The sequence below is a fragment of the Asanoa hainanensis genome, from assembly GCF_900188485.1.
In the GTDB taxonomy this organism is placed as follows: Bacteria; Actinomycetota; Actinomycetes; order Mycobacteriales; family Micromonosporaceae; genus Asanoa; species Asanoa hainanensis.
This window is the reverse complement of record NZ_FZPH01000013.1, coordinates 175,427-191,480: the sequence shown is the minus strand read 5'-3', so window position 1 is coordinate 191,480 and position 16,054 is coordinate 175,427. Positions and strand designations below refer to the sequence as shown.

Here is a 16,054-nt window from a genome sequence, read left to right as displayed (position 1 = left end):
CTACCTGGCCGCGCGCACGGCCGCTGCCGCGTCGACCAGCCCGCCCGCGCGGGAGGGGCACGAATTGGGAACCGGCGGCCCGGCGGTGCCGAGCAACAGTGACCGCGTCCGTGGGACGTCGCCGATCAGAGCGGGGTTGGCCGACCACATCAGCGCGACCACTCCGGCGACGTGCGGCGCGGCCATCGATGTGCCGGTGAGCGCGCCGTACCGGCCACCGGGCAGCGCGGACACCACGTCGACACCGGGCGCGACCACGTCCGGCTTGTCGACCCCGCCCGGCGCCGGCCCGCGGCTGGACGACGGCGCCAGCCGGCCCGCGGAGTCGACCCCGCCCACCGTCAGGACCGAGGGATAGGTGGCGGGTGGGTCGGCGACCGAACCGCAGGTCGGCCCGGTGTTCCCGGCTGCCACGACCACGAAGATGCCCGCCGCGGACAACGCGGCCATCGCGGGCTCCAACGCGCGCCGGTCGCAGCCCTCGATCGACGGGCAGCCCCACGAGTTGGTCAGCACCTGCGGCGCCCGGTCGGGCCGCCCGGCGGTGAACGGGTCGCCTCCGGCCGCGAACGGCGCCAGCATGAACTGGAGGCAGTCCAGGTAGTGGGCCGGGTTGCCCATGTTGCGGGCCAGGTTGACGCAACCGACCCACTGCGCGCCCGGCGCCACGCCGATGCCGTCGCGACCGACCGCACTGCCGAGCGTGTGCGTGCCGTGCACACCCGAGTCGGTCGGCGTCGACGTGCCGGACCACGGGTCGAACCACGAGTCGTCGCCACCCCGGAAGCCGGGCGCCAAGGCCGGATGCGTGCCGTCGACGCCCGAGTCGGAGCTGCCGACCACGATGCCCTGCCCGGTCGCTCCCGAGGCCCAGGCGACCGGCGCACCGATCTGGGTGAGGTTCCACTGCGGCCCGGTCGGCGCGGGCGACGAGCCCGCGCTCAAGGCCAGGGCCGGCGCCGGCAGCGGGCGCAGCCGCTGGTCGACCAACACCCGGTCGACGTCGGACCGGCGCGACAGCAGGGAGCGCAACGCCGGCCCGCCGCCGTGCACCTCGATCCCGTTCACCAAGTAATAAGACGTGTACGAGAAATGCCACCGGTCGAGCGAGCGGCGCAGGTCGGCCTGGGTGCGGTCGGCGTGCGCGACCAGCCGGTGGTAGACCTCGGTCGTGCGCGCGGTCAGCGCGGCCTGACCCGTGCCGCCCGGCAGCCCGGACAGGTCGGCCTGGCTGGAGAGCACGACGAACAACCGCTCGCCGGCGAAACCGGGCTGCCCAGGCCCGAGATAGACGCCGACACCGCCCAACACGAGCAGGCCGGCCAGTCCGAGAGCGAGCGGGCGCCGCAAACGCACGAGTCCGAAGCCCAGCGCCAGCAGCACTCCGGCGAAGAGCGCGCAGCCGGCGGCGACGAAGGCCCAGAACGGCACGTCGCGCCCGAGCAGCAGCAGCGACACCTCTTCGGGATCGGTGAACGCCAGCGGACCGACCACCCCGAGCCCGACCAACCAGGCAACAGAAGGCCCGCCCGAAGGCCGCAGTGCCGCTAGCGCCAGACCGACCATCGGCAGCCCGAGCAGCACCAGCAGGTGCGGGCCGCTCTGCCCGACGCCCGCACCGAGCAGCGCCAGCGCGACGCCGGCCCGCGGTCCACCGACCCAGATGGTCCGCGCCCGGCTCCAACCGGCCATCGGGGCCCAGAACGCCGGACCGAGCACGGCCGCGGCGAGCCACCCGACGCAAGCCGCGGCGACCACGGCGAGCACGGTCTCCAGCACCCCGCCCAGCGCACCCAGCCACAACCACGGCAGAAGCAGCAGCAACCCGCCGGCCGCCGGGAGTGGCGGCCGCCACAGCCGACCGAGCCGACCGGGCCGACCGACGACCACCGCACCGACCGCCGCCAACGCCGCCAACAGCGCCAGATAGAGCTCGTGCTGGACCACCGGAACAACGCGCGCCGAGGTCAGCACGGCCAGCACCACGGCGGCGGTGAACCAGGCGCGGCCGGTCGCCCGCAGCGCCGGATCGGTCGCCAGCGTGCGCGTGAGCATCGCCGGCACGCAGACCAGCAGGAAACCCACGAGGCCGATGGCGGGCCACCGCCAGCCCGGCAGGGACACGGCGGTCAGCAGGGCGAACTGGTCGGCCAGGTAGCCCAGGCTCTGGCTGACCACCGTGCCCAGCACGACCCAGCAGCCGGCCACGATGGCGGCCACGACACCGAGCCAGCGCGGCGGCGCGGGCCGTGGCGTGACCGCCGGAAAGACCATGGGCGCCAGCATAGGGTCGGCCGGGGTTACCGTGGATCCGTGCGTGACCCCGCGATATCCCGTTTCGCCGCCAGCCACCTCTCCGCGACCCGGCGAGCCGACGACCTGCGCCGCCTGCGCAGCGAGCGGTTCGACGTGCTCGTCGTCGGCGGTGGCGTGACCGGCGCCGGCGCCGCCCTGGACGCGGCGTCCCGTGGCCTCAAGGTCGCCCTCATCGAGGCGCGCGACTACGCGGCCGGCACGTCGAGCCGGTCGAGCAAGCTCATCCACGGCGGCCTGCGCTACCTGGAGCAGCTCGAGTTCCACCTGGTGCACGAGGCGCTCACCGAGCGCGGCCTGCTCGCCACCCGGCTGGCGCCACACCTGGTGCGCCCGGTGCCGATCCTGGTGCCGCTCCAGGCGGGTGGCCTGCCCGGGCGGGCCTTCCGGCGGGGCTACTACGGCATGGGCGTCGCCGCGTACGACGTGTTCGCGGGTGTCTTCGGGCACGGCCGGGGCATGCCGCTGCACAAGCACCTGACCCGCGAGGGCGCACGGCGGCTGTTCCCGAGCCTGCGCGGCGACGTGACCACCGGCGCGATCCGCTACTTCGACGGCCAGGTCGACGACGCCCGGCTGGTCGTCACGCTCGCCCGCACCGCCGCCAGCCTGGGCGCCGCGATGGTGACCAGCGCCCGCGCGGTCGGCTTCCTGCGCCAGGCCCGCGAGGTCGTCGGCGTCCGGGTCCGCGACATGGAGGCGCGGCCCGGCGACCCCGACGCCGAGTTCGAGGTACGCGCCCGCACGGTGATCGCCGCCACGGGCGTGTGGAGCGACGACATGTCGCGGATGCTCGGCGACGTCGGCGTCCGCCCCGGCTTCCGGGTCCGCGCGTCCAAGGGCGTGCACCTGGTGGTCCCGCGGAGTGCGATCACCGGCGAGGCCGGCCTGATCCTGCGCACGCCGACCTCGGTGCTCTTCGTGATCCCGTGGGGCGGTCACTGGATCATCGGCACGACCGACACCGACTGGGAGCTCGACCGGTCGCACCCGGCCGCGTCCGCTCGCGACATCCAGTACATCCTCGACCAGGTCAACCCCTGGCTGGCCAGGCCGCTGTCGACCGCCGACATCGAGGGCGTGTACGCCGGCCTGCGCCCCCTGCTCTCCGGCGAGGCCGACGCCACCTCGAAGCTGTCCCGCGAGCACGCGGTGATCGAGCCGATGCTGGGCCTGCTGCTGGTCGCCGGCGGGAAATACACGACGTACCGCGTGATGGCCGCCGACGTGGTCGACCGGGCGGTCCGGCGCCTCGGCGGCGGTCAACCGTCGACCACCGCCGACCTGCCGCTGCTCGGCGCCGACGGGTTCGCGGCCACCTGGCGGGACCGGGCCGACCTGGCCCGGCGCCGGGGTGTGCCGGCCGGCGTGGTCGAGCACCTGCTGGAGCGCTACGGCACGCTGACCGGCGAGCTGCTGGCACTGGTCGAGACCGACCCCACGTTGGCGGCCCCGCTGGCCGGTGCCCCCGAATACCTGGCGGCCGAGGTGGCCTACGCGGCGTACGCGGAAGGCGCCCTGCATCTCGACGACGTGCTCACCCGGCGCACCCGGATCTCGTTCGAGACCGCCCACCGCGGCAGCGAGTCAGCGCGGCACGCGGCCGAGGTGCTGGGCGGGGTGCTCGGCTGGGACCAGGCGGTCCAGGATCGCGAGGTCGAGCACTACCTGGCCCGGGTCGACGCCGAGCGGGAGTCGCAGCGGATGCCCGACGACGCCACCGCCGACGCGGCCCGGATGGGCGCGGCCGACGTCCGCGGCCTGGCCGCCGACCGGGGCCTGGAGATCCCGACCAGCGCGGCCCTGTAAAGCCCTAGACCACCTTGCCCGGGTTCAGCAGCCTGGTCGGATCGAGCGCACCCTTGATGGCCCGGTGCACCGCCATGCCGACCGGGCCGATCTCCTGCTCCAGCCAGTCCTTCTTCAGCAGGCCGACGCCGTGCTCACCGGTGCAGGTGCCGCCCATGCCGAGGCCGAGCCGCATGATCTCGTCGAAGGCGCCACGGCCCCGCGCGACCGAGTCCGGGTCGAGCCGGTCGACCACGATGTTGGGGTGCAGGTTGCCGTCGCCGGCGTGCCCGACGACGCCGATCGGCAACGCGTACTCGGCCGCGATCTTCTCGATGCCGTCGAGCATCGCGGCCAGCGCGGTCCGGGGCACGGCGATGTCGTCGACGATGATCCCGCCGCTGCCCTCCGGGTAGGTGTCGGCGGCGAACTTCTCCATCGCCGGGTGCGCCAGCCGGCGGGCCCGCAGGAGCTCGGCCGCCTCGACCTCGTCGGTGGCCGCGAACACCTCCAGCGCGCCGGCCGCCGTACAGACCGCCTCGATCTCGGCCAGGTCTCCGGCGGCCCGCGAACCGGTGTCGACGGCGGCCAGCAGCAGCGCCTTGGCATCGGTGCGCAGGCCCATCGGCCGCAGCGCCTCGATCGCCTTCAGGTGGGTCTGGTCGAGCAGCTCCAGCAGGCTCGGCGCGTAGCCGCCGGAGGAGATGGCGGCGACGGCGGCACCGGCCGCGGCGGTGGTCGGGAACAGGGCGATCAGCGTCAGTGAGGTGTCGGCGGCCGGGCGCAACCCGACCACGACCTCCGTGATCACCCCGAGCGTGCCCTCCGAGCCCACGAACAGCTTGGTCAGGTCATAACCGGCGACACCCTTGGCGGTACGCCGGCCCGTGCGCAACACCTCGCCGGAGGCCAGCACGACCTCGAGGCCCAGCACGTACTCGGCGGTGACCCCGTATTTCACGCAGCACATGCCGCCCGCGTTGGTGGCCACGTTGCCGCCGATGGTCGACGACTCCCACGAGCCCGGGTCGGGCGGGTAGCGCAGCCCCGCAGCGGCGACGGCGGCGGCCAGCGAGGCGTTGACGACGCCCGGTTGCACCACGGCGTACCGGTTGATCGGGTCGATCTCGACGATCCGGTCCATCGCGACCGTCGAGAGCACCACGGCACCGTCGATCGCGTTGGCCGCGCCGGCCAGTCCCGTCCGCGCGCCCTGCGGCACGATCGGCACACCCGCCTCGGCTGCCGCGCGCACCACCGCGACCACCTCGGCGGTCGTCCTGGGCCGGACCACCACGGCCGGCGTACCGTACGGCACCAGGTCGGCCTCGTCGCGCTGGTGCACCCGGAGCAGGTCGGGATCGGTCAGGACGGCGCCGTCGGGCAGCACCGCGGTCAACCGCGTCACGAGGTCAGCCATACCCGCGACGTTAGCCTTCTCTCGTGGTCTATCTCGATCCGCCCGCGTGGCCGCACCGTGGGCGACTCTGGTCGCACCTGGTCAGCGACGTCTCGTACGCCGAGCTCCACGTCTTCGCCGAGATGCTCGGCTCGCCGCCCAGGGCGTTCGACCGCGACCACTACGACCTGCCGGCGAACCGCTTCGCGATGGCGGTCTGGCTGGGCGCCACCGTGGTGCCGAGCCGGGAGATCGCGCGGGTGCTGCGGGAGTCCGGCCTGCGCCGCCCCAAGCACCTCAATGGTCGAGGGCACCCAGCTCGCGGATGAGGTTGGCCCGGGCCGGCTCGGTCCACCGCTCCGCCAGGTCCGGGTCGCGGTAGAGCGCGGGCAGCTCCAGCAGCCGGCGCAGGATCGCCGCCCGGCCGGCGCGGAACTCGGCGTCCGGCACGAACTCGTACTCGCTCCGGACGGCGGCGGCGTACGCGTCGTAGGCCGCCGGGTGGCTGGCCAGCACGGCCAGGTCCGCGTCGCAGAGCAGTGCGCCGTCGGCGTCGCCGACCTGCACCGCGTGGCCGGCCGTGAGCAGCACGAGCCGGCGTACCGCGTCGATCGCCGCCGTCGGCACACCCAGGGTGACCAGCGAGACCACCGCGAGCTCGGCGGAGGCCCGCTCGTTCCCGTCACCCGGCGTGTGCGGGTCGTATACGGCGTCGTGGAACCACGCGGCCAGGCGCACGAGGTCGGGTTGCTCGGCCCGGTCGGCCTCCTCGTCCACGATGGAGAGCACGGTCGCCAGGTGCTCCAGCGTGTGGTAGTGCCGGTGCGGCTCGGCCCAGCGGGCCAGCAGCGCGGAGCCCTCGGCATCGACGGCCTGGTCGTCGGCGGTCGCACCGGCGCCTCGGGCGGCGGACCGCCAGGCGCTCGCAAGATCCCTCACCCGTCCATTCTCGCTCGTGATCGACGGCGGCGTGGCCAGCGTCGCTACGCTGTCCCCATGACGCCGGCCATGATCACGCCCGGGCCCGCGACCGGGCTCAAGCAGCGCGGCGGCCAAGGCTGGCGCGTAGTCGTGCTGTTCTGCGTGATCGGCTTCATCGCGCTCTGCGCCATCGCCATGTCGGTCGTCCTCGGCTGGAACATCGGCATCCAGGCCACCGTGATCGGCCTGGCCGCGGCGATCCTGCCGGTGCCCGTGCTGGTCGCCTGCTTCCTGTGGCTCGACCGCTACGAGCCGGAGCCGGCTGTGCTGCTCGCCGTCGCGTTCGCCTGGGGCGCGTTCGTCGCGACCCTGGTCTCGTACGGCGTCAACACCGGGGCCGTGCACCTCTTCGCCAACCTGGGCCTGCCCGACAGCCTGGTCGCGGTGCTGGTGGCACCGTTCATCGAGGAGACGACCAAGGCCCTCGGCCCGTTGCTGATCCTGCTGCTGTTCCGGCGGGAGTTCTCCGGCATCACCGACGGCATCGTGTACTGCGGGCTGTCCGCGGTCGGCTTCGCGATGGTGGAGAACATCCTCTACCTCGGCGGCCACGGGTACGCCGCGGGCGCGGAGCAGTACGGTCCGGCGTTCGGCGCGCAGATGCTGATCCTGACCTTCATCGTCCGGATCTTCCTGACCGGTTTCGCCCACCCGCTGTTCACCTCGATGACCGGCATCGGGCTGGGCATCGCGGCCCGCTCCGCCGACCGCTGGGTGCGCGTCTGCGCCCCGCTGGCCGGCCTGCTGGTCGCGATGATGCTGCACGGCACCTGGAACCTGGTGCCGACGCTGGCCCTGAGCACGGGCGAGGGCCTGATCCTGCTGTACGGCTACATCGCCGTGATGGTGCCGGTGTTCTTCGCCGTGGTCGGCCTGACCATCTGGCTGCGCGGTTGGGAGGGTCGGCTCACCGAGCGGGCGCTGCCGGTCTACGTGCGGGCCGGGTGGCTCAGCCCGCCCGAGGTGGCCGCCCTCGGCTCGCTGGCCCGCCGGCACTCGGCCCGGCAGTGGGCCCGCCGCGTCGCCGGACCGCCCGGGGTCAAGGCGATGCGCGACTTCCAGTTCGCCGCCACTCGGCTCGCGCTGCTGCGCGACGGGCTCGACCGGGGCCTGGACAGCCGCCCGGCCGACCGGGCCCGCGCCGCCGAGGACGAGCAGCGGCTGCTGGCCGAGATCTCGGCATATCGCCAGGTGTTCGTCGGCCGCGATCCGCAGGTGCCGCCGGCCGTCTGGGACGGCGCCGGCTACCAGGTGATGTTCCCGGACGGGGTCCAGCGGCCGCTGGCCGCGCCGGAGGATCCGGTGGTGCCGATCCCGGTGGTGCTCGCGCCGCCGGTGCCCTACTACGGGCCGCCGGCGCCCTACTGGGGCCCGACCTACAGGTAGAGCCCGGTGGAGCCGTCCTCCACCCGCTGCGCGGCCACGGCGTGCACGTCGCGCTCGCGGAGCAGCACGTACTCCCGGCCCTGCAGTTCGACCTCGGAGCGGTCCTCGGGGTCGAAGAGCACCCGGTCGCCGATCACGATCGAGCGGACGTGCGGGCCGACGCCGACAGCCGTCGCCCACGCCAGCCGCCGGCCCATGGACGCGGTGGCCGGGATCACGATGCCGGCGGTGGAACGGCGCTCGCCCTCGGCACCGTCAAGCTTGACGAGCACGCGGTCGTGGAGCATCCGGATGGGCAGCTTCTCGGTCTCAGAGTCGGCCATCACGCCGGGAACGCTACCGCGCGGCCGGACCAGCCTGACCCGCAGGGCGAATCACGGTGCGATGGGCCAAAGGCGGGCTCGCGTTCCCGCTACGGTGGGAGGGCGATTCACGAGTCAGGGGGAGTCTTGGGTCGTTTCCAGCACGTCAGGGCGAGCGTCGGGCGCGCGTACCGGCTCGGCCGCGACTCGGTGCGGTCCGCCCGCACCCGGGAGCTGACCAGCGGCGGCGGCGGCGAGCACTTCCAGCCGGTCGTGCCCGAGGCCGAGCCGCCGCCACCGCCACCGACCGCGGCGACGCATCCCTCGACGACGAGCCGCGACGACGCCGACGTGCCGTACAGCTTGCGCATCTCGGCCGCCTGGTCCTGGCGCCTGCTGGTGCTGGCGATCGCGGTCTACGGCGTGGTCCGGGTGATCGGGATCCTGCGCTTCGTGGTCATCCCGCTGGCCATCGCGCTGCTGCTGACCGCTTTCCTGTCGCCGGCCGTCGGCTGGCTGCTGCGGGCCCGGCTGCACCGCACGTTCGCGGTGGTCGTGGTGATGATCTGCGGCCTGGCGGCGGTGGCGGGCACGCTGACGCTGGTGGTCAACGAGTTCGTCTCCGGCGCGCCGCAGCTGGGCGCCGACGCCGCCAAGGGCGTCAAACAGATCCAGAACTGGCTGCAGACCGGCCCGCTGCACCTGAGCGACGCGCAGATCACCCGCTACATCGACGAGGCCCAGTCGTGGATCACCGACAACTCGTCGCGCTTCACCAGCGGCGCGATAGCGACGGCGGCGACGGTGGCCGAGCTCGCGACCGGCGCGCTGCTGGTGCTCTTCTCGACGTTCTTCTTCCTCCGCGACGGCCGCAAGATCTGGCGCTTCATCGTGCGGCTCTTCCCGCTGGGCGCCCGCTGGCGAGTCGACGACGCGGGCCAGGCGTCGTGGTCGGCGCTGGGCAACTACGTGCGGGCGACGGTGCTGGTCGCGTTCATCGACGCGGTGGGCATCGGCATCGCCCTGGTGATCTGCCGGATCCCGTTCTCGTTCGCCCTGGCCGCCCTGGTGTTCCTGGGCGCCTTCATCCCGATCGTCGGCGCCACCCTCTCCGGAGCGGTAGCGGTGCTGGTAGCCCTGGTAGCCCAGGGCCCGATCGTCGCCTTGATCATCCTGGGCGCGGTGATCGGCGTGCAGCAACTCGAAGGCCACGTCCTGCAACCCCTGATCATGGGGCGCGCGGTGGCCCTGCACCCGCTCGCGGTGATCGTCAGCATCGCCTCGGGCGTGGTCATCGCGGGCATCGTGGGCGCGCTGATCGCGGTGCCACTGATCGCCGTCCTCAACGCCGCCGTCCGCCGCCTCAACAAACGCCGCCCCCCGAGCATCCCGCCAGGCATGGAAGTAGTCAGCACCAAGGGGTAGCGCGAACCGGCTATTTCGTTGCTGCCAGGCGTTTCAAGGCGCCTACCGCCACGTCCTGCTTCGTCGTGTACCAGAACGGGGGTAGGGAGTTGCGGAGGAAGGCGCCGTAACCCCGGGCGGTTTCCAGGCGGGAGTCGAGGACCGCTACCACGCCCTTGTCGCCGTGGGAGCGGATCAGGCGGCCGGCGCCCTGGGCCAGGCGGATCGCGGCGATCGGCACGCTGACCGCGGCGAAGCCCGAGCCGCCGCTGGCGTCGACCGCCGCCGCGCGGGCCGCGGCCAACGGCTCGTCGGGGCGGGGGAACGGCAGCCGGTCGATGACGACGAGCTGACAGGCGTCGCCCGGGACGTCGACGCCCTGCCAGAGGGACATCACGCCGAACAGGCAGCTGGCCTTGTCTTCGCGGAAGCGGCGGACCAGCAGCGGCAGCGCCTCGTCGCCCTGGAGGAGCACCGGCAGGTCGGTGCGGGCCCGGACGAGCTCGGCGGCCTGCTGAGCGGCCCGGCGCGACGAGAACAACCCCAGCGTGCGGCCGCCGAGCGACTCGACCAGGGTGATCAGCTCCTCGCCGGCCTGGGCGGGCAGACCGGACGCGGCCGGCCGGGGCAGGTGCGCGGCGACGTAGAGGATGCCCTGCTTGGCGTATTCGAACGGCGAGCCCACGTCGAGCGAACGCCACCCGGGGCCGCCGATCTCGGCCACCTCGCCGGCCGCGGTCGACAGGTTGGGCGAGCGGGCGGCAGTCTTCGTGGCGGCGGCCGCGGCGGCCGGCGTGCGGGGCGCGGGCGCCGGGCCGGGCAGGCCGAGTGCGCGGGCCACCGTGTCGAAGCGGCCCCCGAGGGCCAGCGTCGCCGAGGTCGCCACCACGGTGCGCTCCTCGTAGAGGTGGGTGGCCAGCGTGCCGGCCACCGACAGCGGCGCCACCACCAGCGCCCGCCGGCCCGAGCCCGGGCGGTCGGGCTTCTCGACCCAGGCCACGTCGTGGTCGTTCTCTTCGAGCAGCCGCTGCGCGGTCTTGGAGATGTCGCCGATCACCGCTTTGGCCTGCTGCTTGCGCACCGGGTCGGGATCGTCGGCCTTGATGTCGCCGATCTTCTCGAGCGCCCGCCGGGTGGCCGCGTCGAGCAGCGTGCAGGCCTCGCGCAGCGCGTCGGGCAGCCCGTCGACGATGCGGCCGGCGGGGGCCTCGGCGAGCCCGACGGCCAGCGCGTCGCCGGCCTCGAGCAGCGTCTCGGCCAGCTCGGGCTGGATCAGCGGGCGGGACCGGCGGGCGGCCCGGTCGACCACCTCCGGGGTCAGCTCTTCCTGGGACGCCGAGGAGACCCGGTCGGCCAGCTCGTGCGCCTCGTCGATGACCAGCAGCTTGTGCGGCGGCACGATGTGGCGCCCGGCGAGCATGTCGACGGCCAGCAGGCTGTGGTTGGTGATGACGACGTCGGCCTCGCGGGCCCGGGCCCGGGACGCCTCGGCGAAGCACTCCGTGCCATAGGGGCAGCGCTGCGCGCCGACGCACTCGCGGGCCGGCATCGAGACCTGCTTCCAGGCCAGGTCGTCGACGCCCGGGTCGAGCTCGTCGCGGTCGCCGGTCGCGGTCTCCATCGCCCACTCCTGCAGGCGGAGGATCTGCTTGCCCAGCTTGCCGGCCTCGCCGAGCCACTTGACGGGAGCGGGAGCGGCAGGGGAGGCGGCGGGCGCGTCGAACAGCGTGTCTTCCGGCTCCTCCTCGGCCGAGTTCTCCAACCGGGCCAGGCAGAGATAGTGGTGGCGTCCCTTGAGGACGGCGAAGGTCGGTCGGCGGCCCAGCACCGGCTCGACCGCGTCGGCGAGCCGGGGCATGTCGTGGTCGACCAGTTGCGACTGCAGCGCCAACGTCGCCGTCGAGATGACCACCGGGCCGTCGACGGTCAGCGCCGGCGCCAGGTAGCCGAGCGACTTGCCCGTGCCCGTGCCGGCCTGCACCAGCAGGTGCTCGCGGTCGGCCAGGCTCTCGGCGATCGCGGCCGTCATCCGCTGTTGGCCCTCGCGGGCCGAGCCGCCGGGAACCGCGCCCACCGCGGCGGCGAGCAGTGCCTCGGCGGACGGACGGGTGCGCGCTGACGAGGTCACCGTGCGACCGTACCCGTACCCCCCGACGATCCCCGCCCGCGCCACGTGCCGTTAACCCGCGGACGCGAGAGTGGTAACCCACGGATCGGTTAGGGTATTTGCGTGTCGAGCGACAACGTCCGGGTGGTCTACCGCAAATATGACGGATCCGCCCACAGGGACTATCCCGCTCGTCGCCTAGCCGAAGACGACCTGGGCGTCTGGCTTGGCGTGACTCGTGGCACCGAATCCGTCTACCACGGTCGGCCCTCCGTCGAGAAGATCCCGTTTGTCGTGCTCGTGCCGCACGACGCCTGGTGGAGCGGCATGTTCAACCCGCCGCCGCGCACCAGCGAGGTCTACTGCGACATCACCACGCCCGCCCAGTGGCGGGGCGACACCGTGCACCTGATCGACCTCGACCTCGACGTGGTCCGCAGAAGGGCGACCGGCACGGTCGAGCTGCGCGACGAGGACGAGTTCGCCGACCACCGGGCCCGCTTCGGCTACCCCGACGACCTGGTCGCCCACGCCGAAGCCGCGGCCAAGCTGCTCTTCCAGGCCTTGGGCGACGGCACCGAGCCGTTCGCCACGGCGTACCGCAAGTGGTTGGCCCTGGTCGTCTGAGACCTAGGAGAGCACGCGGGCGATCTTCTCCGGGTTGAGCTGGTTGTACGCGGCCGTCACGCGCCCGTCGTGGATCGCGAACGAGAGCACCGACCGGAACGGCCGGCCGTCCTTGTAGGTCGCGTCGGCCAGCACCCCGATCGCGCCGTCGACCTCGACGATCTCGAACCGCAGGTCGGCGGTCTCGCTCGGCAGGAGGCGCAGCAGCCCGAGCACGAACGTGGCCACCCGCTCGGCGCCGACGATCGGCTGGCGGGCCGCCGGGAAGTAGCCGCCGGAGTCGCCGACGAAGACCACGTCCGGTGCCAGCACCGCCATGAGCGCGTCCAGGTCGCCGGTCTCGGTCGCGCCGAGGAACGCCTCGACCACGCGCCGCTGTTCGGCCCGCGAGGCGGTGTTGCGCGGCGCGCCGTCGGTGACCGCGCGCCGGGCCCGCGACGCCAACTGGCGGGCGGCCGGCACCGTGCTGCCCATCGCGGTGGCGATCTCGTCGAACGGCACACCGAACGCGTCGTGCAGCACGAACGCCACCCGCTGCTCCGGGGTGAGCCGCTCCAGCACGACCATCAGGGCCGTGCCCAGCTCTTCGCCGAGCACGGCGCGGTCGGCGGGGTCGGGGGCGAAACCGTCGGGGCCGAGGCGGGTCACCACGGGCTCCGGCAACCACTGACCGGGGTACGCCTCGCGGCGCACGCGGGCCGAGCGCAGCACGTCGAGGCAGATCCGGGCGGTGGCCGTGGTCAGCCAGCCCCGCAGATCGCGGATCTCGGCGCGGGCGGCCGGGTCGGACAGGGCCCCTGAGCAGCGCAGCCAGGTCTCCTGCACGGCGTCTTCGGCCTCGGCCCGGCTGCCCAGCATGCGGTAGGCGACCGCGGTCAGATGGTCCCGCTCGGCTTCGAACTCGCTTGCCAGGTCTTGCATGCCGGCCTCCCCTTGTGGGCATTCTGCCAGCGTCGGCATTGCCGCCGGCCGCCGCCTAGCGCACGTGGAGTGACCGATATGCCTGATATGCGGAGCTTGTTGCGCGTGCGATCCGAGAGTCCGGACGTCCCGATCGACCTCGACGCGATCGACCCCAAGTCGACCCCGGGCCTGCCGGGCCGCAAGGTCACCGGCAAGGACCCGAAGCTGTGGGCCCGGGCCGAGGTCGAGCGGATCGGCGCAGAGCTGGCCACGCAGCAGGAGATGCTGTTCGCCCAGGCCGCCGTGGACGACGGCCAGGGCCGGTCGGTGCTGCTGGTGCTCCAGGCGATGGACTGTGGCGGCAAGGACGGGGCGGTCAAGCGGGTCGCCGGCGCGATGAACCCGCTGGGCATGCACATCAAGGCGTTCGGCCCGCCGACGGCGCAGGAGCGCCGGGGTGGCTTCCTCTGGCGGATCCGCAAGGCCCTGCCGCCAGGCGGCTATGTCGGGGTGTTCAACCGGTCGCACTACGAGGACGTGCTGATCGTGCGGGTCAACGGGCTCGCGCCGGAGTCGGTCTGGCGGCCCCGCTACGAGAAGATCAACGACTTCGAGCGCGAGGTCGTCGACGGCGGCACCACGGTGGTCAAGGTGATGTTGCACATCTCGCGCGAGGAACAGCGGGAGCGGTTGATGCAGCGGCTGATCGACCCGGCCAAGCACTGGAAGTTCAACCCGTCCGACCTCGACTCGCGGGCGCGCTGGGACGACTACCACGCGGCGTACGCCGAGGCCCTGGCCAGGTGCGACTCCGACGCCGCTCCCTGGTACGTGCTGCCGGCCGACCGCAAGTGGTACCGCGACTGGGCCCTGTCCCATCTGCTCCGCCAGACGTTCGCCGACCTGAAGCTCAGCTACCCCCAGCCGGACTACGACTTGGCAGCGCAGCGGCGTCGGTTGGAAGCGGACGGTTGATCTAGATGAACAACAGGTGAACCAGAGGTTGCGTTCGGATAGACCCTGGTAGCCCCACGAAAAACGCGATCCGAGGTTTCCTAGCATTCGTTGAACGCGTTCCCCGGCGGCGCGTCCGGACACCCCCTTCGACGCGACGAGGTCCGTGCCGTGAAGTTCACCTTCCGTCCAAACGACGGCGCTTTTTACGAGCTCTTCACCAGAGCCGCTGACAACCACGTCCGCGGCACCGAGCTCCTGCAGGAACTGGCGCTGCCCGGCGTCGACGTGCAGTCGGTCAGCGAGCGGCTCACCGAGGTCGAGCACGACAGCGACCAGATCACGCACGAGCTGTACCAAAAGATCAACTCGACGTTCGTGACCCCGTTCGACCGCGAGGACATCTACCGGCTCGGCTCGCTGCTCGACGACGTGATGGACCACCTCGAAGCGGTCGGCAGCCTGCTCTACCTCTACGGGCTGACCAAGCTGCCGGCGCTGCCGCGGGAGATGCACGAGCTCGTCGAGGTGCTGGACCAGCAGGCCAAGCTGACCGCCGAGGCGATGCCGCGGCTCAAGTCGATGAAGGACCTCGAGGACTACTGGATCGAGTGCAACCGGCTCGAGAACGAGGGCGACCGGGCGTACCGGATGCTGCTCGTCCGGCTCTTCTCCGGCGAGTACGACGCGTTGACCGTGCTCAAGATGAAGGAGGTCGCCGACGAGCTCGAAGCGGCCTGCGACGCCTTCGAGCACGTGGCCAACACGGTCCAGACGATCGCTGTCAAGGAATCCTGAACCGTTGGACGCTCCGCTTATCGCCGTTCTCGCGGTGATCCTCGTCGCGCTGGCCTTCGACTACACGAACGGCTTCCACGACGCGGCCAACGCCATCGCCACCAGCGTCTCCACCCGGGCCCTGACCCCCGGCGTGGCCCTGCTGATGGCCGCCATCGGCAACTTCATCGGTGCCCACTTCGGCGAGAAGGTCGCCAAGACCGTCGGCAGCGGGCTGGTCAACCTGCCCACCGGCTCCGGCAGCCTGGGCGTGGTCTTCGCCGGCGTAGCCGGCGCGATCGTCTGGAACCTGATCACCTGGTACTTCGGCCTGCCCTCCTCGTCGTCGCACGCGCTGATCGGCGGCCTGGTCGGCGCCACCCTCGCCGCGTCCGGCACGGTGCTCTGGGCCAAGGTCCTGGACAGCGTCGTGCTCCCGATGGTCCTGTCGCCGCTGGTCGGCTTCGCACTCGGCTACATCGTGATGCGGCTGATCCGGTTCTTCTTCCGCAACGGGCAACCGAGCAAGCTCAACCGCGGCTTCCGCTGGGCGCAGACCGCGTCGGCCGCGGCGATGTCCGTCGGCCACGGCATGCAGGACGCCGCGAAGACGATCGGCATCATCGTGCTGGCGCTCTACGTCGGCGGGCACCAGAGCGACCCGGGCACGATCCCGGAGTGGGCGTTCTGGACATCGGCGTCGGTGCTGGCGCTCGGCACGTACGCGGGTGGTTGGCGGATCATCCGCACCCTGGGCCGCCGCATCATCCACCTGGGCCCGCCGGAGGGCTTCGCGGCGGAGACGGTGGCCAGCGGCGTGCTCTACTTCAACGCCCTGGTCCTGGGCGCCCCGATCTCGACCACCCACACGATCACCTCAGCGATCATGGGCGTGGGCGCGACCAAGAAGCTCTCCGCGGTCCGCTGGGGCGTAGCCGGCAACATCGTCGGAGCATGGGTGTTGACGTTCCCGGCCGCCGGCGCAATGGCCGCCCTGACCTACTACGCGGTCCGCCCGATGTTCTAGAAGATCCAATTCATGACTCGGGTTCGCGGTGGTCCGGACCGTTCCTCCCGCGAGGGATCGCTCCGCTAGCGCTCCGCTTGCCAGGT

13 protein-coding genes and 1 pseudogene are annotated in these 16,054 nt (G+C 72.6%); 8 read left to right on the top strand and 6 right to left on the bottom strand.

The genetic code is table 11. The annotated features are described in order from the left end of the window. A complete protein-coding gene (locus CHC05_RS28275; RefSeq protein ID WP_245871260.1) occupies positions 1 to 2,274 on the bottom strand; it encodes a S8 family serine peptidase in 2,274 nt (757 codons plus the stop codon). Positions 2,275 to 2,328: 54 nt separating this feature from the next. On the opposite strand from CHC05_RS28275, the gene CHC05_RS28270 reads away from it, so the two are divergent. Next, positions 2,329 to 4,122: a glycerol-3-phosphate dehydrogenase/oxidase gene (locus CHC05_RS28270; protein WP_179266424.1), complete on the top strand. Its 1,794-nt coding sequence runs from the start codon at positions 2,329 to 2,331 to the stop codon at positions 4,120 to 4,122. A gap of 4 nt (positions 4,123 to 4,126) precedes the next feature. Here the strand turns inward: CHC05_RS28270 and CHC05_RS28265 are convergent, their stop codons facing one another. Continuing rightward, the gene (locus CHC05_RS28265; RefSeq protein ID WP_089253613.1) at positions 4,127 to 5,521 is read right to left on the bottom strand and encodes an FAD-binding oxidoreductase; all 1,395 of its coding nucleotides are present in this window, start codon (positions 5,519 to 5,521) and stop codon (positions 4,127 to 4,129) included. A gap of 23 nt (positions 5,522 to 5,544) precedes the next feature. On the opposite strand from CHC05_RS28265, the gene CHC05_RS28260 reads away from it, so the two are divergent. Next, positions 5,545 to 5,829 (top strand): DUF4031 domain-containing protein, encoded by a 285-nt coding sequence (locus CHC05_RS28260; RefSeq protein WP_089253612.1) that lies wholly within the window; start codon positions 5,545 to 5,547, stop codon positions 5,827 to 5,829. Here CHC05_RS28260 and CHC05_RS28255 read toward each other — a convergent pair. Further along, entirely contained in the window at positions 5,798 to 6,439 is a 642-nt protein-coding gene (locus tag CHC05_RS28255; protein WP_089253611.1) for an HD domain-containing protein, read from the bottom strand. The two genes, CHC05_RS28260 and CHC05_RS28255, sit on opposite strands and share 32 nt — an antisense overlap. Before the next feature lie 6 nt (positions 6,440 to 6,445). On the opposite strand from CHC05_RS28255, the pseudogene CHC05_RS28250 reads away from it, so the two are divergent. Further along, positions 6,446 to 7,910, top strand: a pseudogene (locus tag CHC05_RS28250) (PrsW family intramembrane metalloprotease); the annotation flags it as partial. On the opposite strand, the gene CHC05_RS28245 reads toward CHC05_RS28250, so the two are convergent. After that, a complete protein-coding gene (locus CHC05_RS28245) occupies positions 7,858 to 8,190 on the bottom strand; it encodes a GroES family chaperonin (RefSeq protein ID WP_089253609.1) in 333 nt (110 codons plus the stop codon). The pseudogene CHC05_RS28250 and the gene CHC05_RS28245 overlap by 53 nt on opposite strands. Before the next feature lie 126 nt (positions 8,191 to 8,316). Here CHC05_RS28245 and CHC05_RS28240 point away from each other — a divergent pair, with 126 nt between their 5' ends. Then, positions 8,317 to 9,594 (top strand): AI-2E family transporter, encoded by a 1,278-nt coding sequence (locus CHC05_RS28240; RefSeq protein WP_089253608.1) that lies wholly within the window; start codon positions 8,317 to 8,319, stop codon positions 9,592 to 9,594. 10 nt (positions 9,595 to 9,604) lie between these two features. On the opposite strand, the gene CHC05_RS28235 is transcribed toward CHC05_RS28240, so the two are convergent. Further along, entirely contained in the window at positions 9,605 to 11,701 is a 2,097-nt protein-coding gene (locus CHC05_RS28235; RefSeq protein WP_245871259.1) for an ATP-dependent DNA helicase, read from the bottom strand. Positions 11,702 to 11,803: 102 nt separating this feature from the next. Between CHC05_RS28235 and CHC05_RS28230 the strand changes: the two genes are divergently transcribed. After that, on the top strand, positions 11,804 to 12,307 hold the full coding sequence (locus CHC05_RS28230) for a DUF402 domain-containing protein (RefSeq protein ID WP_089253607.1): 504 nt from the start codon (positions 11,804 to 11,806) through the stop codon (positions 12,305 to 12,307). Between the two features lie 3 nt (positions 12,308 to 12,310). On the opposite strand, the gene sigJ is transcribed toward CHC05_RS28230, so the two are convergent. Further along, the gene (gene sigJ / locus CHC05_RS28225; protein ID WP_089253606.1) at positions 12,311 to 13,228 is read right to left on the bottom strand and encodes an RNA polymerase sigma factor SigJ; all 918 of its coding nucleotides are present in this window, start codon (positions 13,226 to 13,228) and stop codon (positions 12,311 to 12,313) included. A gap of 78 nt (positions 13,229 to 13,306) precedes the next feature. On the opposite strand from sigJ, the gene CHC05_RS28220 reads away from it, so the two are divergent. The 3 genes from CHC05_RS28220 to CHC05_RS28210 all read left to right on the top strand — a co-directional run bounded on the left by CHC05_RS28220 (position 13,307) and on the right by CHC05_RS28210 (position 15,968). After that, positions 13,307 to 14,185: a PPK2 family polyphosphate kinase gene (locus CHC05_RS28220; protein ID WP_425426853.1), complete on the top strand. Its 879-nt coding sequence runs from the start codon at positions 13,307 to 13,309 to the stop codon at positions 14,183 to 14,185. A gap of 150 nt (positions 14,186 to 14,335) precedes the next feature. Then, positions 14,336 to 14,962 (top strand): DUF47 domain-containing protein, encoded by a 627-nt coding sequence (locus CHC05_RS28215; protein ID WP_089253604.1) that lies wholly within the window; start codon positions 14,336 to 14,338, stop codon positions 14,960 to 14,962. 4 nt (positions 14,963 to 14,966) lie between these two features. After that, positions 14,967 to 15,968 (top strand): inorganic phosphate transporter, encoded by a 1,002-nt coding sequence (locus CHC05_RS28210; protein WP_089253603.1) that lies wholly within the window; start codon positions 14,967 to 14,969, stop codon positions 15,966 to 15,968. The last annotated feature ends 86 nt before the right edge of the window (positions 15,969 to 16,054 follow it).

Coding starts and splice junctions, on each gene's coding strand:
- CHC05_RS28275 (WP_245871260.1), bottom strand. CDS start 2,274: ATGGTCTTTCCGGCGGTCACGCCACGGCCCGCGCCGCCGCGCTGGCTC.
- CHC05_RS28265 (WP_089253613.1), bottom strand. CDS start 5,521: ATGGCTGACCTCGTGACGCGGTTGACCGCGGTGCTGCCCGACGGCGCC.
- CHC05_RS28245 (WP_089253609.1), bottom strand. CDS start 8,190: ATGGCCGACTCTGAGACCGAGAAGCTGCCCATCCGGATGCTCCACGAC.
- sigJ (WP_089253606.1), bottom strand. CDS start 13,228: ATGCAAGACCTGGCAAGCGAGTTCGAAGCCGAGCGGGACCATCTGACC.
- CHC05_RS28220 (WP_425426853.1), top strand. CDS start 13,307: ATGCCTGATATGCGGAGCTTGTTGCGCGTGCGATCCGAGAGTCCGGAC.